Raw genomic sequence first — 22,138 nt, 5'->3', positions numbered from 1 at the left:
CTTGCCCGGCAAGGCTCGCGAACCCGGCGAATTCCTTACCGTGATGCCGTTCCCAATCAGCATCCAACAAGCCGTTTCGGCAAGTTCGCAGCGATTTGATTGTTGAAGCGACCTGAGGCATTGTGTGCGTAAGATTGCTTCAGCCTGACATGAACGGACGACCACGGATGGACCACGACGCCGGCAAGATCGCGGATTTCGCCGCCAATCTGCGTTTTCTGTGCGAACGTCAGGGATCGATCAGCACGGTCTGCCGCAAGATCGGCCTCAACCGGCAGCAATTCAACAAATATCTCTCCGGCCTGCATCTGCCCTCGCCGCAGAACATGAGCCTGATCGCCAATTTCTTCGGCGTCAGCGTCTCGATCCTGTTCTCGCCGGCCTTCGAGTTCAGGACACTGGTCGAAGGCAATTTCTTCCAGGTGATGGAGAAGCTGCGGGAATCGCCCGAGGTCACGAAGTTCATCGAAACGGCCATCATCGGCGCCAAGTCGGACGGCAACGACCTCGTCGGCGTCTATGACCGCTACCAGTATTCCTCGATCTACAAGGGCTCGATCCTGCGCTCGGCCTACTGCATCTACCGCAACAACGACTTCTACCAGCACTATTACATCGAGCGCTTCCCGAGCTACGACGCGCCCGACAAGATCGACTATGTCTTCAAATATTACGGCTTCGTCTTTCCGGTGGCGGGCCGCGTCTTCTCCGTCGATTTCGAGCGCATCCAGCGCAACGAGCTGACCTTCGGCGTGTTCGCGCCGGTGCAGCGCAGCTCCAAGAAATTCATGTTCGGCATCACCAGCGGCATCGCCGCGACCATGTTCCGCCAGCCCTATTCGACCAAGGTGGCGCTGCACTATCGCGGCCCCGGTCTGATCGGCCGCCAGCAACTGGAAAGCCTGACCGTGCTCAACGCGAAGGACCCTTCGATCCCCAAGGAAGCCCTTCAGTTCCTCGGGGACGGCAGCGACATGATCCAGATCATGTAAGCAATTCCTCTCCTTGTCAGAGGTTCTCCTTAGTCTTGATCCTCAGTCGGATAGCTGCCTTGTTCAAGAAGCTGATGTGAACACGCGCCACTGACGACCTTTTTTGACGCACATCTGTTTGGGCCAAACCATCCCATTCGCACGTCACTACCGCCGATCACCGCATGGATCGCTGAGCGTCCGTTCCGACACCGGAATTTCCGTATTACGTGTCACATGTGTTTTCAGTGAGAAGGAGATTGAGAGCGCAGGTCCAAAATATTTTCCTTCGAACGCCAGGAGATTGGTCGAGTCTGATGAATCAACCCATGAGAGATTTGGCGTAAGCTACTACTGATAATGGTAGGCCCGGAGGGACAACATTTCCTACAGGAAATCAATACGTTAGCGGCTGGTTCGCCAACCCATTTCCTTCGTATTCCCTCGTATGGTCTGGCGAACCTAAGGACGACGTACGCGACTAATTACTGGCTTCGAGATATCGCCGACCGAGCCGCAGGTCGCCAGGAACTCCCTTCGTGAATGACCCAAATGGGCCGTGAGCGGTTGGTCAGCTTACGGTGGGATCCTGCCGAAAAGCAGGCAGTATTTTGACGACCCTACAGAGCCGGAGTGTCACTCCTCCCGGAACGCACGCGCTATCTGATCGGCCAGCGGCTTCACGAGATAGGAAAGCATGGTGCGGCTGCCGGTGGAGAAGAACGCTTCAACGGGCATGCCCGGCGCCAAGGTCAGGCCTTTCAGTTTCTTCAGCTCCGTGCGCGGCAGGCTGACGCGCACGGTGTAAAAACCCGCGCCGCTGCGTTCATCGACGCTGAGATCGGCTGATATCTCGTCGACCACGCCGTTCAGTTCCGGCGTCACGCGCTGATTGAACGCCGAGAGTTTTAGGGCCACGTCCTGGCCCAGCGAGAGCTGATCGATGTCGTGTGGCGCGATGCGGGCCTCGACGGTCAGATCGTCGGCCACCGGCACCACGAGCATGATCACCTCGCCCGGCGAAATGACGCCGCCGACCGTATGGACGACAAGCTGGTGAACCACGCCATCCTGCGGACTGCGGATATCGATGCGTTTGAGCTGGTCTTCGGCTGACACCTTGCGTTCGACGAATTCGGATATTTTTCCCTGGACATCGCGAAGCTCGGTGGCAACCTCGCTGCGCAGATCCCTGGTCGACCTGGATGATCTGCAACCGGGTCTCGGCGATCCGGCCTTTCGCTTGTGCAATCGATGCGGTCAGTTGCCCGTGTTCGCCATCGAGCCGAACCGCGTCACGCTCCAGCGCCGTCATGCGGTCGATCGAGACGAGCTTCTTGAGCCAGAGCGTGCGGATGCTGTCCAGTTCAGTGCCGATCAGTTTTATTTCCTGGCTCTTGGCCTCCCGTTGTTCGGTGAGCCCCGAGGCCTCCTCGGCAAGCTGCGCGATGCGTTCCTCCAACTGAGCCTTCTGCCCGGCGCGAGCCTGCCGGCGAAACTCGAACAGCGACTGTTCGCCGGCCATGGCGCGCACAACGGCGGTGTCATCCCGCCGCGAGATCAGCGAGGTTGGGAAGGCGATGTCGGCATGGTCGTCACGCTCGGCTTCGAGACGGGCCAGCCGAGCCTCGAATTCGTCGAGGCCCTTGGTGACGATAGCGAGGTTGGCGCGGGTGACGGTTTCGTCGAGACGGATCAGGACCTGGCCGGATTTCACGGCGTCGCCTTCGCGCGCCAGAATGGTGCCGACCACGCCACCGGTGGGGTGCTGGACCTTCTTGACGCTGGAATCGACGACCATCTTTCCCGACGCGATCACGGCGCCGGAAAGCTCCGTGACCGCCGCCAGACTGCCCGCGCCACCGACGAGAAGGATGCAAGCGGCCACGCCACCAAGCAGATAGCGCCGGATGGTCCGGTCGATGGTGGGAGCCGCGGCCATCAGGATGCAGTCTCCTCAGGCCCGGATACGACCTTCAAGGGAACGCCGGCCGGCCGGGTGACCTTGTTCAGGACTTCGTTCTTTGGTCCGAAGGCCTGGACGCGGCCGTTTGCCATCACCAGAACCTGATCGAGGCTTGCCAGCGCGCTCGGCCGATGCGCGACCACGACGGCGATGCCGCCACGCGCGCGAACCCCCTGGATCGCTTCCGTCAACGCGGCCTCACCCTCGGCATCGAGATTGGAATTCGGCTCGTCGAGGATGACGAGGAAGGGGTCGCCATAAAGCGCCCGTGCCAGCGCCACCCTTTGCCGCTGGCCAGCCGAAAGCGCCGAACCGGCTTCACCGATGCGCGTCTCGTAGCCCTCCGGCAAATGCACGACGAGATCGTGAACGCCGGCTGCCCGGGCCGCCGCCAGTATCTTGTCCGAAGCGGCCTGAGGTTCGAAACGCGCGATGTTTTCGGCGATGGTGCCGTCGAACAACTGCACATCCTGAGGCAGATAACCGATATGACTGCCGAGCTCTTCCGGCGACCACTGGTCGAGCGTTGCTCCGTCCAGCCTCACGGTTCCACGCATGGGGAGCCATATCCCGGCAATCGCGCGGACCAGTGACGACTTGCCCGAGGCGCTCGGACCGACGATGCCGAGCCCGGCGCCCTTCTCCAGCGCAAAGCTGGCGTCCTGGACGACAACGCGGCGCTCGCCCGGCGGCGTGACGCCGATGGCTTCGACCTTAAGGGTGGATGTCGGCGCCGGCAGGTCGACACTGGTTGCGGTTTCGGGGAGCAGGGCCAACAACTGGGTCAGCCGGGCCCAGGCCTGGCGGGCATTGACGAAGCCTTTCCAGTGCGCGATCGCCAGTTCGATCGGCGCCAGCGCCCGGCCCATCATGATCGAGCTGGCGATCATGATGCCGCCTGTCGCCTCTTGATGGATGACGAGCCAGGCGCCGATCGCCAATATGCCGGACTGCAGCATCATGCGCAGGATCTTCGAGACCGTTCCCAGCGTGCCGGCCAGATCGCTGGCTTTCGCGTTGGTGTCGAGATAGTCGGCGTTGATGCCGGACCAACGCTCGGCGATACGCGAACCAAAGCCCATCGCCTGCAGAACCTCGACATTGCGGCGCGTGGCCTCCGCAAGCGTGTTGCGGGCAGCGGCCTGGCTGTTGGCTCTTTTGGCGGGCTCGCGTGTGCGGGCCTCGGCAAACAAGGTCAGGCCGAACAGAATGACGGCGCCGGCCAGTGCCGTCATGCCGATCCAGAAATGGAAGAGGAAACATATGCCGAGGTAGAGCGGCATCCACGGCAGGTCGAAAAGCGCTGTTGGGCCGACGCTCGACAGAAATGACCGGACCTGATCGAGATCGCGCAGCGACTGCAAGCCATCGCCCGCGAGCTTGGTACGCAAAGGCAGGCGCATAAGGGCGGCATAGACCTGGCCGCTCATGCGCGCGTCCAGCGCCATGCCGATGCGCACAAGCAAACGCGACCGGATGAGCTCGAGCACACCCTGGAAGACGAACAGCGTGCCGGCAAACACCGCCAGCCCGACCAGCGTCGGCACGCTGCGGCCGGGAATGACGCGATCATAGACCTGCAGCATGAAGAACGAGCCGGTCAGCGCCAGTATGTTGACGACACCGCTCATCAGCGCGATGCCGGTAAAGGCACGCCGGAAGGAACCGAGAACCGCCGCGAGGGTCGTTCGCGGCGGCTCTGACGGACGGGACTGCGGCATCGCGTTCAAGTGATTTCCAGTTCAGGCATCAGGCGGCGATGAACTGGAAATCGTCCTGATGAAGATTTGCCATCGCAACATTCTTCAGGGTCACGACGTTGCTGGCGTCATGTGTGATGATGGTGTCGGCACCAACCTGGGTCGCCGCGGCGAGGACCGAGGCGAAGTCAGCAAACACATTAGTCGCAAAATCGATCACATCCTCGGACCCCGCTCCCGCGATGAAGTCCGAGATTGTGTCCTTGCCGAAGCCCGCCTGGAAAATGAACGTGTCGCTGTCCGCTCCGCCCGACAATGTATCGTTCCCTGCACCACCGTTGAGCACGTCGATGCCAGCAAATCCGTACAATGCTTCCTTTGCGCTGCCGCCATTAAGGATGTCGTTGCCGGTCCCGCCGACGATCGGCAGGCCACCGGTCAGGCTGATCGTGGTGCCGTCGCCATAGATCAGGGTCTCGATCTGGTAGCCGGCGCTATAGTACTGGTTCGTCAGCTTGATCAGGTCGCCACCGACGCCGTCGCTGATCAGCAGGTCGTTGCCGGAGGCGGAGACGTTGAAGGTCACGTTGGCGGCGGTCAGCCCGGCGCCGAGTTGGATCGTATCGGTCCCGCTGGTGTCATAGATTGTGTCAGAGCCATCGCCCGAATTGAACACGTAGGTGTCGTTACCCGATCCGCCGTTCAGCGCGTCGGTACCGATGCCGCCGGTCAGCGTGTCGTTGCCGGCGTAGCCGTTGAGCGTGTCGGCGCCGTCGCCGGCACTGAGTGTGTCGCCGAAGCCCGTACCGTTGAGGGTATCATTGCCAGCGCCGCCGACGATCGGCAGGCCACCGGTCAGGCTGATCGTCGTGCCGTCGCCATAGATCAGGGTCTCGATCTGGTAGCCGGCGCTATAGTACTGGTTCGTCAGCTTGATCAGGTCGCCACCGACGCCGTCGCTGATCAGCAGGTCGTTGCCGGAGGCGGAGACGTTGAAGGTCACGTTGGCAGCGGTCAGCCCGGCGCCGAGTTGGATCGTATCGGTCCCGCTGGTGTCATAGATTGTGTCGGAGCCATCGCCCGAATTGAACACGTAGGTGTCGTTACCCGATCCGCCGTTCAGCGCGTCGGTACCGATGCCGCCGGTCAGCGTGTCGTTGCCGGCGTAGCCGTTGAGCGTGTCGGCGCCGTCGCCGCCACTGAGTGTGTCGCCGAAGCCCGTACCGTTGAGGGTATCATTGCCAGCGCCGCCGACGATCGGCAGGCCGCCGGTCAGGCTGATCGTCGTGCCGTCGCCATAGATCAGGATCTCGATCTGGTAGCCGGCGCTATAGTACTGGTTCGTCAGCTTGATCAGGTCGCCACCGACGCCGTCGCTGATCAGCAGGTCGTTGCCGGAGGCGGAGACGTTGAAGGTCACGTTGGCAGCGGTCAGCCCGGCGCCGAGTTGGATCGTATCGGTCCCGCTGGTGTCATAGATTGTGTCGGAGCCATCGCCCGAATTGAACACGTAGGTGTCGTTACCCGATCCGCCGTTCAGCGCGTCGGTACCGATGCCGCCGGTCAGCGTGTCGTTGCCGGCGTAGCCGTTGAGCGTGTCGGCGCCGTCGCCGCCACTGAGTGTGTCGCCGAAGCCCGTACCGTTGAGGGTATCATTGCCAGCGCCGCCGGCGATCGGCAGGCCGCCGGTCAGGCTGATCGTCGTGCCGTCGCCATAGATCAGCGTCTCGATCTGATAGCCGGCGCTATAGTACTGGTACGTCAGCTTGAGCAGGTCGCCACCGACGCCGTCGCTGATCAGCAGGTCGTTGCCGGAGGCGGAGACGTTGAAGGTCACGTTGGCGGCGGTCAGTCCGGCGCCGAGCTGGATAGTGTCTCCCGCTCCGCTGTTCTCGTTGATCGTGTCGGTACCATCGCCGGAACTGAAGACATAGGTGTCATTGCCGTTGCCGCCATTGAGCATGTCGTTGGCGATGCCGCCATTGAGCGTGTCATTGCCGTCATTGCCGTTGAGCGTGTCGGTGCCGGCTCCGCCGGTGAGCGTGTCGGCGAAGTTGGTGCCGTTGAGGATGTCGTTGCCGGCCCCACCGACGATCGGCAGGCCACCGGTCAGGCTGATCGTGGTGCCGTCGCCGTAGATCAGCGTCTCGACCTGGTAGGAGGTCGAGGCCCAGTAATATTGGTTCACCAGCCTGATCTGGTCGCTTGCACCGTAGCTGATCAAAAGGTCGGAGCCGGAGACGTTGAAGAACACATTGGCGGCGGTTAGCCCAGCGCCGAGTTGGATCGTGTCTCCCGCTCCGCTGTTCTCGTTGATCGTGTCGGTACCATCGCCGGAACTGAAGACATAGGTGTCATTGCCGTTGCCGCCATTGAGCATGTCGTTGGCGATGCCGCCGTTGAGCGTGTCATTGCCGTCATTGCCGTTGAGCGTGTCGGTGCCAGCGTTGCCGGTCAATATGTCGCCGTAAGCGGTGCCGTTGAGTGTGTCATTGCCGGTCCCACCGACGATCGGCAGGCCACCGGTCAGGCTGATCGTGGTGCCGTCGCCATACATCAGCGTCTCGACCTGGTAGGAGGTCGAGGCCCAGTAATACTGGTTCACCAGCCTGATCTGATCGCCTGCGCCATAGCTGATCAATAGATCGGACCCGGAGACGTTGAAGGTCACGTTGGCGGCGGTTAGGCCAGCGCCGAGCTGGATGGTGTCTCCTGCCCCGCTGTTCTCGTTGATCGTGTCGGTGCCATCGCCGGAACTGAAGACATAGGTGTCATTGCCATTGCCGCCATTGAGCACGTCGTTGGCGATGCCGCCATTGAGCGTGTCATTGCCGTCATTGCCGTTGAGCGTGTCGGTGCCGGCATTGCCGGTGAGCGTGTCGGCGAAGTTGGTGCCGTTGAGGATGTCGTTGCCGGTGCCGCCGACGATCGGCAAGCCACCGGTCAGGCTGATCGTGGTGCCGTCGCCGTACATCAGCGTCTCGACCTGATAGGAGGTCGAGGCCCAGTAATATTGGTTCACCAGCCTGATCTGGTCGCCTGCACCGTAGCTGATCAAAAGATCGGAGCCGGAGACGTTGAAGGTGACGTTGGCGGCCGTCAGTCCGGCGCCCAGCTGAATCGTGTCGGCCGCTCCGCTGTTCTCGTTGATCGTGTCGGTGCCATCACCGGAACTGAAGACATAGGTGTCATTGCCGTTGCCGCCATTGAGCACGTCATTGGCGATGCCGCCGTTGAGCGTGTCGTTGCCATCATTGCCGTTGAGCGTGTCGGTGCCGGCTCCGCCGGTCAGGGTATCGGCGAAGTTGGTGCCGTTGAGTGTGTCATTGCCCGTCCCACCGACGATCGGCAGGCCAGCGGTCAGGCTGATCGTGGTGCCGTCGCCGTAGATCAGCGTCTCGACCTGGTAGGAGGTCGAGGCCCAGTAGTACTGGTTCACCAGCCTGATCTGGTCGCCGGCGCCATAGGTGATCAAAAGGTCGGAGCCGGAGACGTTGAAGAACACATTGGCGGCCGTCAGTCCGGCGCCCAACCGGATGGTATCGGCCGTTCCGCTGTTATCGTTGATGATGTCGGCGCCATCGCCCGAACTGAAGGCATAAGTGTCGTTGCCGCTGCCGCCATTGAGCACGTCACTACCAACGCCACCAGTCAGAACGTCGTCGCCATCGTTGCCGTTGAGCGTGTCATCCCCAACAAGTCCATAGAGCGCATTGTTGCCGTTCGTGCCGTTGAGTGTGTCGTTGCCAGTCCCGCCGACGATCGGCAGGCCACCGGTCAGGCTGACGGTGGTGCCGTCGCCATAGACCAGCGTCTCGACCTGGTAGGAGGTAGAGGCCCAGTAGTACTGATCCACCAGCTTGATCTGGTCACCTGCACCGTAGGTGATCAAAAGGTCGGAGCCGGAGACGTTGAAGGTGACATTGGCGGCGGTCAGCCCGGCGCCGAGTTGGATCGTATCGGTCCCGCCGGTGTCATAGATTGTGTCGGAGCCATCGCCCGAATTGAAGACATAGGTGTCATTGCCGCTGCCGCCATTGAGCACGTCGTTGGCGATGCCGCCATTGAGCGTGTCATTGCCATCATTGCCGTTGAGCGTGTCGGTGCCGGCTCCGCCGGTGAGCGTGTCGGCGAAGTTGGTGCCGTTGAGGATGTCGTTGCCGGCCCCACCGACGATCGGCAGGCCACCGGTCAGGCTGATCGTGGTGCCGTCGCCGTAGATCAGCGTCTCGACCTGGTAGGAGGTCGAGGCCCAGTAATATTGGTTCACCAGCCTGATCTGGTCGCTTGCACCGTAGCTGATCAAAAGGTCGGAGCCGGAGACGTTGAAGAACACATTGGCGGCGGTTAGCCCAGCGCCGAGTTGGATCGTGTCTCCCGCTCCGCTGTTCTCGTTGATCGTGTCGGTGCCATCGCCGGAACTGAAGACATAGGTGTCATTGCCGTTGCCGCCATTGAGCATGTCGTTGGCGATGCCGCCGTTGAGCGTGTCATTGCCGTCATTGCCGTTGAGCGTGTCGGTGCCAGCGATGCCGGTCAATATGTCGCCGTAAGCGGTGCCGTTGAGTGTGTCATTGCCGGTCCCACCGACGATCGGCAGGCCACCGGTCAGGCTGATCGTGGTGCCGTCGCCATACATCAGCGTCTCGACCTGGTAGGAGGTCGAGGCCCAGTAATACTGGTTCACCAGCCTGATCTGATCGCCTGCGCCATAGCTGATCAATAGATCGGACCCGGAGACGTTGAAGGTCACGTTGGCGGCGGTTAGGCCAGCGCCGAGCTGGATGGTGTCTCCTGCCCCGCTGTTCTCGTTGATCGTGTCGGTGCCATCGCCGGAACTGAAGACATAGGTGTCATTGCCATTGCCGCCATTGAGCACGTCGTTGGCGATGCCGCCATTGAGCGTGTCATTGCCGTCATTGCCGTTGAGCGTGTCGGTGCCGGCATTGCCGGTGAGCGTGTCGGCGAAGTTGGTGCCGTTGAGGATGTCGTTGCCGGTGCCGCCGACGATCGGCAAGCCACCGGTCAGGCTGATCGTGGTGCCGTCGCCGTACATCAGCGTCTCGACCTGATAGGAGGTCGAGGCCCAGTAATATTGGTTCACCAGCCTGATCTGATCGCCTGCGCCATAGCTGATCAATAGATCGGACCCGGAGACATTGAAGGTCACGTTGGCGGCCGTCAGTCCGGCGCCCAGCTGGATGGTATCTCCCGCCCCGCTGTTCTCGTTGATCGTGTCGGCGCCGTCGCCGGAACTGAAGACATAGGTGTCGTTGCCGTTGCCGCCATTGAGCACGTCATTGGCGATGCCGCCGTTGAGCGTGTCATTGCCGTCATTGCCGTTGAGCGTGTCGGTGCCGGCTCCGCCGGTCAGGGTATCGGCGAAGTTGGTGCCGTTGAGGATGTCGTTGCCCGTCCCACCGACGATCGGCAGGCCGCCGGTCAGGCTGATCGTGGTGCCGTCGCCATACATCAGCGTCTCGACCTGGTAGGAGGTCGAGGCCCAGTAGTACTGGTTCACCAGCCTGATCTGGTCACCTGCACCGTAGCTGATCAAAAGATCGGAGCCGGAGACATTGAAGAACACATTGGCGGCCGTCAGTCCGGCGCCCATAAGGAGCCAGTCTTTTCCGCTGCTGTCGCTGATGGTATCGGTGCCATCACTCAAGTCGAACACATAGGTGTCGTTGCCGGTGCCGCCATTGAGTGCGTCGTTGCCCTCACCACCGAGCAGTGTATCGTTTCCGCTGCTGCCGGTCAGAGTGTCGTTTCCGCCGTGACCCGCCAAAACGGAAGCGACGACAGCACTCAACGAATCTGCATCAACCGTTCCATCGATGATGGCGTTGAGGTCGAATGCTTCGATAATGGTCGCGTTGTCGATGTCATCAAACAGATTCATGGCAAGCGCCACGATTGGAGCTTCCCCCTTGAACACCGACAGCAGCGTAAGTGCGTCCAAGTCAGACCCAAGGTCTTGAACGCGGAACATGTCGACGACTTGAAGCATTAAGCTTCTGAAGTCTCCATCTATTTGATCGGTCAGTGGATTGACAAAGATATTCTTGAACGGAGCCAGCGCGCCAAGGTCCGCCTCGGGCCCTTCCCGTGCGATGATCGACCACGCGGCCTGCGCAAGGAAGTAACTGGTATAGTAGTCTCTAACCTCGGAGAACGACTTCATCAGTGCTACAGCGTTCTGCACGGTCGGCTCTCCAACCATAACCGAGTCAGGGGCCAGGAAATTTCCTGCCACGCTGTAATCCTGCCCCATGATCTTTTGCAAAAACGCCAAAGCCGGAGCCGGCAAGATCGAAGTCGGATCGGGGGGAGCCTGATTTCCCAGGTCGCTCAGCGACAACACAGCCCGCCTTCCACCTGCTCCACCTGTTCCACCTCCTCCGCCGAAGGTAATGGTCGGCAAGGTGGCATTCAGCATTACACCTCTGAGGTTGCCGCTGAAGAGCGGCGGTAGAGCCAGATCGTTGGCCGCCAGCCACGCCTGGAGTTTTGCAGGATCCAGGCTTTCCATCGAGAACACGTACCCCTTGGGTTGGGGCGGGGTGGGCCCACTGCCGCCATGCGCGACGATGTTTACCTCAAGGTATTGGGCCAACTCATCGGCGTCATAGGCGAAGTTTACATAAAGATTGTCTACGTCCCCCATCCAACGCACGCTTTCCACACCCGCCCAATCGAACAGAAGATCGTCCATGTCGGCCAGGAACTCGCCAAAGTTGCCGCTGCGGGCGGTCTCGATCGCAGCCCCGGCCTCAGCCTTGAGGGCGCCATCCTGTGTCATTGCGACCCATAGGTCGGGAAGGTCGCCATAGCCGGCAAGCTTCGGCAGGTCGTATACGTCAGCGTCGTACGCAAAATTCTCCGGCAAGACGTAGCGGCTTTGAAACTGCGAGAGTGTGAACACGATCTCCGCGGACTGCGTTTGCGCGCCGTTGCTCCAGGTGACATGGCTGGTATTAAGAACCCGGTTGCCGCTCAGCGGCGCCCCGGAAGCGGAAGTCTCCAGACTAAGCGACCTGATACCCAACTCATTCAGGGAATGAAGCTCATCCGGCGCTGACACGCCGTCGCCATTTGCATCTCTCCAGACCTGGAGGGAGAGAAACGCCGCATCGTTGGCATCGATGACATTGTCATGGTTGCTGTCGAGGCGGCTGAGTTCCTGAAACCCTTGCGACGTCGCCGAACCGAACAATTCGGCAATATCGTCAATGCGACCGTTTCCATTCTCGTCTAGGACCAACAGACCGTCATCGGATCCGACCCAGCCTGTCCGTTCTGCGAAGCCATCACCATCGAGATCGAAATAGGCTGCCGACGCGCCAAGGCTGGTCAGTTCGATACCATCCCCGTCGAGGTCAATGACAAGCGGGTCCCGGGGAGGCGGATTGAACAATGCGTTGAGAGCTGCATACCAACCCGGAAGAATGGGCTCGTCAAGCACCCCGAGATCCAACAAAATCTTCTCGAGCAGTTGCGCACCATTGGAAATCGCATCAACAACGCCGGCAACGGCCCAGACGGCAACCACGACCGCAGCAGCCCCCGCCGAGAAATAGCCAGCGATGGCGATTGTCGCGGTTATCACAACGGCACTGAGGACCATCGACACCCCGTAGTTGGCAATAACCGATATGAGAGGGTCGAAATCTCCCTGTGCAGCATCCTTAATGGCATCGTAAGCCAGATTAAGGAATTCGACTGTGTCGCCGAGAGGCCCACCGCCCAATCCGACAATCTTGCTGTCGATAATTGCCGCCATCTTGTTGATGGTGGCTTGATCGAGATGAGAGAGATTACTAGGCAGCTTGTCTCCGAATCCGCCCAAAAGATCCGAGAATTTCGATAGGCCTTCCATCGTTTTGTCGAATTGATTGAGGTCGAGAAAACCATCATCCGACGCCACGAAATATGCCAAAGTTTCTTTGAAATCCGCCTGCAACTCGAGGTTCTTTTTAACCTCGTAGTTAGTGATAATGCCAATTTGAGTTATCGCCGAGCTCGCCTTCAGCATGCCAGTTAGGTCGTTGATATACCCTCCAGACTGATCAATTCCGAATTGAACAGACGAAATACGCAAAACTGTGGAGTTATACTGATCAAACGTTAGATGTCCGGCCTCGGATGCATGCTCAACCAAAGAACTGAGGGCATTGAGCCGGGCCTGGAGATTGTGATTTAGCCCTGCATCCGTAACCGACGTGTCAAGGCCAGCGACATGGGTCTGCAATGAAGCCTCGGTGATAGTCCTATTGCCGTAGGCGTCGGCGAGAGTTGCAGCATAGGATGTAGTCCCCATGATGCCCAATATCTCGCCGTCAAAGGTCACAACCCCTTGACTAACCTGCGTTGCAAAGTAATGGAGTTTGTAAATCTCAGAAATCTTGGCATCTCTCTCAGCACCTGAGTTCAGAATTGAGTCAATTTCGTTGATCAAAAATTCAGTATATCCGGGATGACTTCCGTTATGAACAGAGCCGCCGAAACCACTTTCAAGATATATATTACTTCCATCAATACCCGTTAAGCTTTTAACATAGTCAGCCAAAGCCATACTGCTGAAGAGAGCGATCTCGTTTCCAGCCATATCCTTGGTGAAATTAGTTCCAGAGAGTAACGATGCCAATCCTGACGCGATTCGTGGGTCGCTAAACAATTCAAGTGGAAAAATGTGATGTATCTGAAATGCAAAAGGAATTGTCATAGACCCCCCTTGGGCGATACTAATTAGCCTGGATGATGCGACAGGCGCGAAAACCAAAGACTTTTCCCATTTTTGCAGCCCTTAGTGCTTGCGTTAGCCGGTCGCTTAGGAAAAAGACGCGGATCAACGGCGGGCTCACCCACAAATCAGGCCCTTCGAGCGCTGATGAGCTGACCGCTACGTCGCCATCCTCAAGATATGGTCGCATCTTCATCTTCTTGTTGCCGAACACTTGTACTGACGGAGAATGCTCAGGCAGGAACGCGTGCTTCCGTTCGCCAATGTTGAGGCAAAAATACTCGCCCTCGACTGGCGTTGTGCGGTCGTGCTGAAAAAGCTTGATGGGATATAGGCAGGAACGGCCTAGATCGAATTGTCGCAGTATGTCTGCACATACGGTCGAAACCACCACCGCACCTGCAGCAAGAACGAGATCTGCCTGCCTCTCCTCTTTCTTATCTGGATATTCAGCAAAAATCTGCCTTGGGAAATGGTCCGCCGACATCGGCTCGCCGGCTTCGTTCATCTCTGCCATCTGGCCAAGATCCATTCCCGTTGGCAGCGGGTCGGCAGTGAATGCCTTAATCCGCGATGAATCCATAAAGGCGCGACTGGCCCAGACTCGTGCATTTTGCGACTGTGTCATTGCGACAATAATCTCCCGGGATTCCCTCTCCCCATGGAGTAACCTACATCCAGAAAGGCACCAACTCCGATATCGTACCTTCTCTTCGATTTCCCTCTGGGATCCAGCGCTTCGCCTAGCTGCAACGACTGCGCAACCCCGAATTCCAAAAAAATCGGGAAAAGAAACCAGAAAAATGGTTCTTTTTTATTGGGTAACTGACTTATTGGGTAATCGTTCTCACTGAATAGTGCCAAGGTGACAGGATTGACTCTCGGCAAGAGTCTTTTTGCGAAACGGTTGCATACATCACGCCAAAGCACGTGAATGCTGCGCGTAGGCGCAACAAAATACCCTCCCGCCCGTATAGTTCCGTGACTGCGATAGTTATATTAACTCTCCAATCGAGTCGTTAGCATATTAGACATTTCTTGTTAATACCTCCGAGACAATAAATTACGAATCTTATTTGCCTTGTTTTATGCGCCCGTAGACGGTGCGTCTGCCTTGCGTTTTGGGAGCAGCGCCGCAAGGCAAATGTCGAAGGCAGCGCAAAGATCGTGCCGGGCCTGAGGTCTACTAACGGAGGATGTCTTTGAGCCCCGCCACGAGATGTCGCGGAAGGAGGTTTACACAGCCCAAAAGTGGCGGCAGCCTGATTGATCATCTGGAACAACGCTTCCAGAATCGCCTGATGTCCCCAAGCTGGTTCGTTCCGTCGCCCGACAGGCATGATGCAGCACTGGACGCGGCAAGCGGGTATCCCCGACAGCTATACGCTCCATGGACTACGCCGCACCTTCGGAACCTATCTAGCAGAATGCAATATCCAAGCGCGCGCCATCATGGACGCTATGGGGCATTCCTCGATGACGGTGACCGACGACTACGTGCGCGATGCTAACAAGAAGCGGATCGCCGTCGATATCGCGAGAGCGATCAACCAGCGTGAGGAAAAGCGCGATCAGATGAAGCGGCGGGCGAATTTGCGGATCGTAAGGTGAGAAAGGAATCGCGGATTGGCTAAGGGAAGCGCCTTTGGTCGTATTCAGGCAGTTCGGGCGACCCGTGGGCAAGGTGTGGGCAAAGCCGCAATTTTGCCAACAAAATCAATAGTCATGGTGGGCCCGGAGGGACGTCGTCTTTTCAACAAAATCAATCAGTTAGCGGGTGGTTCGCCAAGCCATATCCTTCGTATGTTCTCGTATTCGGTGGCGAACCGGGTAAGAGCTCCAAATGAGCATCCACATCCTCTGATTCCTAATCTGTACGTCAGAGGTTCGGGATCACCACCGAGACTATGGACGGCAGCCGACTATCGCCCCCTCAGCCTCGACGTCTCCTAGACTAGCCGCCGCAGGCTCAAATCACGGACACGCAACGAACGATACTTTTAGTGGAATGCCCGATACCTGGGATTGGGCCGTCCTCGCATGGCGGGCCTTCAATCCCGTCCGGCCGCTATATTCTCAATGACAGCGCCACTGGATCCGGCAGTGCGGACAACCTTGGGTAAGTGGCTCGCCATGATCGCAAGTGGTGACTTTGGCGACCTGGACTCTGTCATTGCCGCCGAGGCGGTCTATCATTCGCCAGTCGAATGGCACCCCTACCCGGGACACGATCTGGTGTGCCCTCTGGTTCGGACCGCGGCGGGGTTTTCGAAGACTTCAAATATGAGCGCCAGATAGCGGGCGGCGACAGCGCCATGCTCGAATTCTCGGTGCACGTCGGCGACATCCAGATGAAAGGCGCGCACCTCATCCGCTTCAACTCTGATGGCGGGATCATGGACATCGACCTGATCGCACGGCCGGCGACGGGCGTCATGACGCTCGGTAACGGAGTAGAAGACAAAATCGGACCGCAGATCAAGGCGGCACTGACTGCCGCCGGCGGAGCGCAAGCCTGATGTTGGATATGGAACTTCCGACCGCAGCCAAGGTTTAGCACCTTGATGTTCGAAGGTTTCAACTTGAGACAATCCAGTTGCCGGAGGCGACGCTTCGGGCGAATGAAGAAGGGAGCGTCCCAGCGGTGGCCTATATGGTGATTTGGTACGGGAAAGAGGGCATCGTTGAAAAGACGCCCTTCGATGCCGAGAAAGCCGCAAGAGATCACGCGCTGGCGACATTTCTTGCTCGAAAGCAGAACGACGGGATCGTAGCGGTGGAAGTTCGCAAGGACGATGGCACGGTTGTATTCAGTCAAGCAGGAGCCGGCTAAGTCGTCTGGATCGTCGTCGCAGTGCCTCAGTGGGCAGCCTGGCTATAGGTCGAAAAGATCGTCCTTCAGCCGGTCGAGCAGATCAGGCCTGTTCGAGGACGAAACGAAAAAGCCCGCGCCTCTGGCGGACGCGGACCCTTCGGGTACGGGTCCAGATCGAGCAGCAACATCCGGGAGACCTCGAAGGATGACTTACTGACTGTCTCGGTTCAGGCAAGGACAAAGCCGGCCAAAAGGACCGCAAGAACAAGCGACAGAGGTACGGCAAGAAGCCAGCGAGCCTCCATAATGCTGTTGTGCTGATTATCCATTACGGAAGCTAGTACCAGCGTCCGCGGCCGTAAAAACCGCCACCACCCAGCAGAATAACAATAAGAACTATGACCAGAATTGTGGTGATATCCATATGTGCCTCCTGAGCGCGCCCGGCCGCGTTCGCCGTTCGCCCTCTTGCCCTGTAGGGCAGGAATTGTTCCTGCCACTTTGACATCCACCAACGTTTCGCACGGCATTCTTGTTCCAATGGACTCAGGCATGACCAACCCAACGGAACCGCTGGCCGTGAGAATGTACTTCTTTGCAAAGTAGATTGCTCCATAAGGCTCGTCTTGGGGTATGCCCGCGTTCGTGTAGGCCATTTGTGCCTCGCATGACGGATAGTCTGGCTCGGCTTCGGGCCTCTTCCGCCCGCCCAGTCTGGGTAGATCAACCTTCGACGACAGGCGATGGTTCCGATCAGAGGTGGAACCTCCGACCGCAGCCGAGGTTAGCATCTTGATGTTCGAAGGTTTCCAGCTTGAGAGAATCCATCTGCCCGAGGCGACGCTTCGGGTCAGACACGGCGGTTCGGGACCGCCGGTCCTGCTTCTGCACGGCCATCCGCGTACACATGCCACCTGGCACCGTGTTGCGCCGCTTCTGGCGCAAAACCATACGGTGGTTTGCCCCGATCTTCGCGGTTTCGGGCAGTCCTCGATTCCCGAGGACACACACGATCATGCAGGATCATCCAAGCGCGCCAAGGCAAAAGACTGTGTCGCGCTCATGCGCCATCTCGGCTTTGACCGCTTTGCCGTCGCCGGGCACGATCGCGGAAGCTACACCGCTTTCCGGACAGCGATGGATCACCCGTCCGCGGTAACGCATCTCATCGTTCTGGACGGCGTTCCCATCCTTGAAGCACTCGAGCGATGTGACGCCCGCTTCGCTACCGAATGGTGGCACTGGTTCTTCTTTGCCCAACCCGACAAGCCCGAACAGGCGATCATGGCCAACCCGCAAGCCTGGTACGGCGGCTCCGCCGATCAGATGGGTGCGGAGGCGTTCGCCGACTACAGAGCGGCAATCCTCGACGCCCGTGTCATCCATGGGATGATCGAGGACTATAGGGCAGGCCTCTCAATCGACCATCTGCATGACGCGGATGACCGAAGGGCCGGCCGACGGGTCCAATGTCCCACCATGGTCCTATGGTCGATGCGCGATGATCTGGAACGGCTTTATGGCGATGTTCTCGGCGTATGGCGTCCGTGGACGACAAGCCTGCGGGGAAAAGGCATCGCCTGCGGACACCATATGGCTGAAGAGGCGCCAGAAGTGCTCGCGGCAGAACTCCTGGCTTTCTTGCGTACCATCTAGTCCCGACATCTGAGGTGAGGCGCGATGTCAGCCGGCCAAACAAAGGAGTCTTGTTTCCCTCGGTCAGCTGGAAAGCAGGCGTTCGAGTGTGGTGGTCAGTTCGTCAAAGCTGAACGGTTTGCGAAGGACGGCACGGTTGCTGAAACCCTCGCGCATATCGCGACCGCTGTTGCCGGTCGAGTAGATGAACGGCACACCACGCTCCGCAAGCGCATCGGCCACGGTATTGCTGTCGTCGCCATCGAGATTCATGTCGAGCATGGCGGCATCGAAAGGCTGCGCTTCAATCAGGGCGATCGCCTTTTCGATCGTAGCGGCTGAGGTCACTGACTGGCATCCAAGATCGCCCAGCATGTCCTCAATCATCATCAGGACCAGAATTTCATCCTCGACAACGAGGAAGCGCCGGCCAGAAAGCAGTTTATCCATCGCGAATTCCCGGTACCGGAATGTTCATCGTGCAGATCAACCCGTCAGGGCGATAGTCAAGTTGCACAGTGCCTTCGAGTTCGTGGGTCAGGCCGCGCTCGATCACGCGCGAGCCGAATCCCTTTCGCAGCGGTGGCGTAACTGGCGGTCCGTCCTTTTCTCGCCAGGACAGGATCAGTCGGCGGCTCTCCGAGGTCGGCTCGATCGTCCAGTCGATCTGGATCGAGCCCTTATCGTTGGAAAACGCACCATATTTCACCGCGTTGGTCGCGAGTTCGTTGAAGGCGATGCCAAGCGCCAGCGAGGCCTTTGTCGAGAGGCGGATGTTGTCGCCTGTTATCACCAGTCGCTCGGCCCGCCCATCGGTGACGCCGAACGGTTCCAAGGCATCGTGCAGCACGTCGAGCAGCCCGGCGCTGTGCCAATTTTCGCGGGTCAGCAAATTGTGCGACCGGGAGAGCGCGAACAGCCGGGACTCGACGGCTTCGCGGATTGCTTTCGGATCGGAATTGGCTCGCGACGCCTGCCAGACGATCGACTGCACCGTTGCCAGCGTGTTCTTCACACGATGGTTCAGTTCGTCGATCAGCATTTTGGATTGCGCCTGCTCTTCCTTGTGTCTGGTGAGATCGACGAAGGAGGTAAAATATTGGACGATGGCGCCGCTCTTGTCCTGGACAGGACTGGCAAAAAGGCCCGCCCAGAACTCGGTGCCATCCTTGCGCCTGTAAAGGATTTCCGCACCCGTCTCCGCATTGGCTTCGAACTCGACCTTGATGCGTTTCAGGGCTCGGGTGTCGGCGCCGTTCGCCATCAGGAAATTGAAGGGCTGACCCAAAACCTCATCCCTGGCGTATCCGGTCAGGGCGAGGAAGGCGTCATTGGCGAAGATGATGGGATTGCCGGGCTCTTTCGCATCGGTGAAAACCATGGCCATTCGCGTTGTCTCGGCGGCAACCACGAACGGGCCAAGGTCGTCCTGAAAGCCCTCGACTTCGGCTTCGGCGTCCTTCTGCTCTTCGGACTTGGCGACTATTCTGGACATGTGCTTGACCGGTCGGCGTCCGCTATGTCGGTGACCGTCATCGCTCATCTCCCATGGGGGCGAAAGCGTGATCGACTCTTTCAATCGCCAGCGCCCGTTCATAGGCTGGCGACCCTTGCTTTGTACGCTTCCGACATTCGATTAGCTAGTCATTCCACATGCTGCTGATTGGCCGCCGCTACGCCAATCCTCGCTGGAACGATTTTTTGGGAGCGGCGTTCCTTGACTGCTGCGGACCGCGTCAACCGGGCGTGGCGGTACGGTGAACAGGATGGTTTTCCCGGTTTCATATCCTGACCACGAATGGCAAAAAGCGCCTGTCCCGCCCGGTCCGCAGCAACAATGGCGCGCCCCGCAGGTTGTCAGCAGCCCACCATAAGTCAACGAAATCAAAGCGATGCAACGAGGTTCGCCAGATAGGATTGGCTAACCGAGGTCAAAATAGCCTATAAGCCATTGATAAATAACGATAATGGTGGGCCCGGAGGGACTCGAACCCCCAACCAAGCGGTTATGAGCCGCCGGCTCTAACCATTGAGCTACAGGCCCCACGCGGGCTGGATTAATGTTTTTCCCGTCGCGGCACAAGGCTTTCCCGACAGGCTTTCGGAGATCGCCCAAATCAACCCATAATCGCGCTCTACGCGACCTGTGCGACTTGATCGCAGACCAAGGAGATTTTCATGACCAGACACCTTTTGCCTCTCGCGCTCGCCGCTGCAATCGCTTTTCCGGCGATGGCTGGAGCCACCGATTTGCCGACGCCGCCCCGCATCATCGTGTCAGGCGAAGGCGAAGCAACCGTAGCCCCTGATCTGGCGGTCCTGACGCTGAGTGTCATGCGCGAAGCCAAGACCGCGCGCGCGGCGCTCGACGCCAACAATGACGCCATGGCCGCCGTGATCGCGGCGATGAAGTCGGCCGGCATCAAGGACCGCGACCTGCAGACCGCCGGCATCCAGATCAACCCGCGCTACAACTACACCAACAAGCCGGACGGCAGCCAGGAAGCCGAACTCGTCGCCTATCAGGTGACCAACACGCTTTCGGTGCGGGTGCGCGATGTCGACAAGACCGGCGAGATCCTCGACAAGGCGGTGTCGCTCGGTGTCAACCAGGGCGGCGGCATCGCCTTCACCAACGACAATCCCGCGGCCACGGTCACCGAGGCGCGTAAGAAGGCGGTCGCCAACGCCATGGCCAAAGCCAAGACGCTGGCCGAGGCCGCAGGCGTCAGCCTCGGCCGTGTGCTCGAGATCACCGATCAGAACATGGCGCCGACGCCGATGCCGATCAACGCCAAGGCCTTCGACTCCGCGGCGGGTGCTGCGGCTCCGGTGCAGGCCGGCGAGAATTCCTACAATGTGCAGGTCACCGTCACCTTCGAGTTGAAATAAGCAGCTCTGAGTATCCGTGGCTGAGCCTTTGCTCGGCCACGGCAACCACCGGCCAATAGCATGCATGAAAAACCCCGCGGGATTGCTCCCGCGGGGTTTTTTCGAGCCACACCCTTCAAACGGAAAGGGGCTCGGCTAGTCCAGACCGACCTTCGCAGAAGGTCGTGTCTCCGGCTGATCCTCGCAGAGGATCATGCCACGTCGACCTTCGCAGAGGGTCGTGTCTCCAGACCGACCTCGCAGAAGGTCGTGTCTTCTGGCCGACCCTCGCAGCCTCAGCGATAGATAACTGGGCAGCCGCGGTCATTGGCGAACACGATGACAACGCGGTCGCCGTCCTGGCGACCCATCACCTTCACCGTGCGACGGTTGACGTCGACGATGCGGGCACGGTGGAGGCCCATGCGTTCAGCTTTGTCGAGGGCACGGTCCGGCGAACAGCCACGACGCCAGTCGCCGCGGCGTTCATCACGCCAGTCGCCACGGCGTTCATCACGACGGTGGCGATAGCCATCGTCGCCGGCATAGACGCCGAAGCGCGGGTCGTTGTTGTTGCCGAAGCCGAGATAGAGGCTGTCGGCGTGAGCCGGGATGGCCGTCAGCGTGCCGAGACCGACCAGGGCCGAAAGGGCTGCCGTCTTGATCGTGTTGAACATCGTCTTCTCTCCTTTTTGCGGGCTTTCGCCCGTCCTCGTGAACCGATGGGGGGAGAATGCACTTGCCTGTCTGAACTCTTTACGAACCTGCTGTTCATCTCCGGTTCATGTGGCGAGAAAAGGGAAATTCCGGCCATTCGCCATCGTCCACAGCCTGTGGTGAACGCCAAAACGCCTGACTGAGCACCCGGTTCCCAATCCAGCGGGCCGAGGATCAGGCAGTCCTGATGCGAGCCTATGGCTCCTCGTCCCGGCGCGAGCCCCTACGGCTCGTCGTCCAGCATATAGTCAAAATAATCTTCCGGCTCGGCAAGATCAGTTTCGCTCGCCTTGACCCGGCCGCGCATCGAGATGCCGGCTTCATGCACGGTCTCGGCGCTGCCCGACACCAGCCGGTGCCACCAGTAGAGGTCGTGGCCCTCGGCCACCAGCCGATAGGCGCAGGTGCTGGGAAGCCAGGTGATGGTGCGCACATTCTGCGGCGTCAGCCCGACGCAGTCGGGAACGCGCGCCAGCCGGTTGGCGTAGTCCGAACAGCGGCAGGTCTCGGCGTCGAACAGCCGGCAGCCGACGCTGGTCCAGTAGATCTCGCCGGTGTCCTCGTCCTCGAGCTTCGACAGGCAGCATTTGCCGCAGCCGTCGCACAGCGATTCCCATTCGGCCGGGCTCATCGCCTCCAGCGCCTTGGTTTTCCAGAATGGCGTTTCCATTCCCGGCATGTGGCCCCAGCCGCCGGCAAGGTCAAGCGCGGCAACGGCCC

The 22,138-nt window shown here is 59.4% G+C and carries 13 protein-coding genes, 1 tRNA gene and 2 pseudogenes; 6 read left to right on the top strand and 10 right to left on the bottom strand.

The window, feature by feature from the left end; genetic code table 11:
- Nucleotides 1-167: 167 nt before the first annotated feature.
- The gene (locus HB777_04020) at nucleotides 168-992 is read left to right on the top strand and encodes a helix-turn-helix transcriptional regulator (protein ID QND63167.1); all 825 of its coding nucleotides are present in this window, start codon (nucleotides 168-170) and stop codon (nucleotides 990-992) included.
- 615 nt (nucleotides 993-1,607) lie between these two features.
- Here the strand turns inward: HB777_04020 and HB777_04015 are convergent.
- From HB777_04015 to HB777_04000, 4 genes and pseudogenes are all read right to left on the bottom strand, one after another.
- A pseudogene (locus tag HB777_04015) lies at nucleotides 1,608-2,913 on the bottom strand (HlyD family type I secretion periplasmic adaptor subunit).
- A complete protein-coding gene (locus HB777_04010; GenBank protein QND68644.1) occupies nucleotides 2,913-4,658 on the bottom strand; it encodes a type I secretion system permease/ATPase in 1,746 nt (581 codons plus the stop codon). The pseudogene HB777_04015 and the gene HB777_04010 overlap by 1 nt, the downstream one beginning before the upstream one ends.
- Before the next feature lie 28 nt (nucleotides 4,659-4,686).
- Entirely contained in the window at nucleotides 4,687-12,564 is a 7,878-nt protein-coding gene (locus tag HB777_04005) for a hypothetical protein (GenBank protein QND63166.1), read from the bottom strand.
- A gap of 817 nt (nucleotides 12,565-13,381) precedes the next feature.
- The gene (locus HB777_04000; GenBank protein ID QND63165.1) at nucleotides 13,382-14,008 is read right to left on the bottom strand and encodes a hypothetical protein; all 627 of its coding nucleotides are present in this window, start codon (nucleotides 14,006-14,008) and stop codon (nucleotides 13,382-13,384) included.
- Between the two features lie 704 nt (nucleotides 14,009-14,712).
- On the opposite strand from HB777_04000, the pseudogene HB777_03995 reads away from it, so the two are divergent.
- From HB777_03995 to HB777_03985, 3 genes and pseudogenes are all read left to right on the top strand, one after another.
- Nucleotides 14,713-14,991, top strand: a pseudogene (locus tag HB777_03995) (site-specific integrase).
- A gap of 704 nt (nucleotides 14,992-15,695) precedes the next feature.
- The gene (locus HB777_03990; GenBank protein QND63164.1) at nucleotides 15,696-15,899 is read left to right on the top strand and encodes a hypothetical protein; all 204 of its coding nucleotides are present in this window, start codon (nucleotides 15,696-15,698) and stop codon (nucleotides 15,897-15,899) included.
- A gap of 125 nt (nucleotides 15,900-16,024) precedes the next feature.
- Complete coding sequence (locus tag HB777_03985) at nucleotides 16,025-16,213, top strand: hypothetical protein (GenBank protein QND63163.1); 189 nt, start codon at nucleotides 16,025-16,027, stop codon at nucleotides 16,211-16,213.
- Between the two features lie 209 nt (nucleotides 16,214-16,422).
- Here HB777_03985 and HB777_03980 read toward each other — a convergent pair whose 3' ends face one another.
- Nucleotides 16,423-16,851 (bottom strand): hypothetical protein, encoded by a 429-nt coding sequence (locus HB777_03980; protein QND63162.1) that lies wholly within the window; start codon nucleotides 16,849-16,851, stop codon nucleotides 16,423-16,425.
- Nucleotides 16,852-16,990: 139 nt separating this feature from the next.
- Here HB777_03980 and HB777_03975 point away from each other — a divergent pair, with 139 nt between their 5' ends.
- Entirely contained in the window at nucleotides 16,991-17,851 is an 861-nt protein-coding gene (locus tag HB777_03975; protein ID QND63161.1) for an alpha/beta hydrolase, read from the top strand.
- A gap of 63 nt (nucleotides 17,852-17,914) precedes the next feature.
- On the opposite strand, the gene HB777_03970 is transcribed toward HB777_03975, so the two are convergent.
- From HB777_03970 to HB777_03960, 3 genes are all read right to left on the bottom strand, one after another.
- Entirely contained in the window at nucleotides 17,915-18,280 is a 366-nt protein-coding gene (locus HB777_03970) for a response regulator (protein QND63160.1), read from the bottom strand.
- Nucleotides 18,273-19,325, bottom strand: coding sequence for a PAS domain-containing protein (locus HB777_03965; protein ID QND63159.1), 1,053 nt, complete (start codon nucleotides 19,323-19,325; stop codon nucleotides 18,273-18,275). The genes HB777_03970 and HB777_03965 overlap by 8 nt, the downstream gene beginning before the upstream one ends.
- Before the next feature lie 473 nt (nucleotides 19,326-19,798).
- Nucleotides 19,799-19,874, bottom strand: a tRNA-Ile gene (locus HB777_03960).
- 134 nt (nucleotides 19,875-20,008) lie between these two features.
- On the opposite strand from HB777_03960, the gene HB777_03955 reads away from it, so the two are divergent.
- Entirely contained in the window at nucleotides 20,009-20,722 is a 714-nt protein-coding gene (locus HB777_03955; protein ID QND63158.1) for an SIMPL domain-containing protein, read from the top strand.
- Between the two features lie 275 nt (nucleotides 20,723-20,997).
- On the opposite strand, the gene HB777_03950 is transcribed toward HB777_03955, so the two are convergent.
- A complete protein-coding gene (locus HB777_03950) occupies nucleotides 20,998-21,378 on the bottom strand; it encodes a hypothetical protein (protein ID QND63157.1) in 381 nt (126 codons plus the stop codon).
- Between the two features lie 263 nt (nucleotides 21,379-21,641).
- On the bottom strand, nucleotides 21,642-22,088 hold the full coding sequence (locus HB777_03945; GenBank protein QND68643.1) for a YcgN family cysteine cluster protein: 447 nt from the start codon (nucleotides 22,086-22,088) through the stop codon (nucleotides 21,642-21,644).
- Between the last annotated feature and the right edge of the window lie 50 nt (nucleotides 22,089-22,138).

This window comes from Mesorhizobium loti, assembly GCA_014189435.1.
Classification (GTDB): Bacteria; Pseudomonadota; Alphaproteobacteria; order Rhizobiales; family Rhizobiaceae; genus Mesorhizobium; species Mesorhizobium loti_G.
Note: the sequence above shows the minus strand (reverse complement) of the source record. Positions and strands in the feature narration are given on the sequence as shown.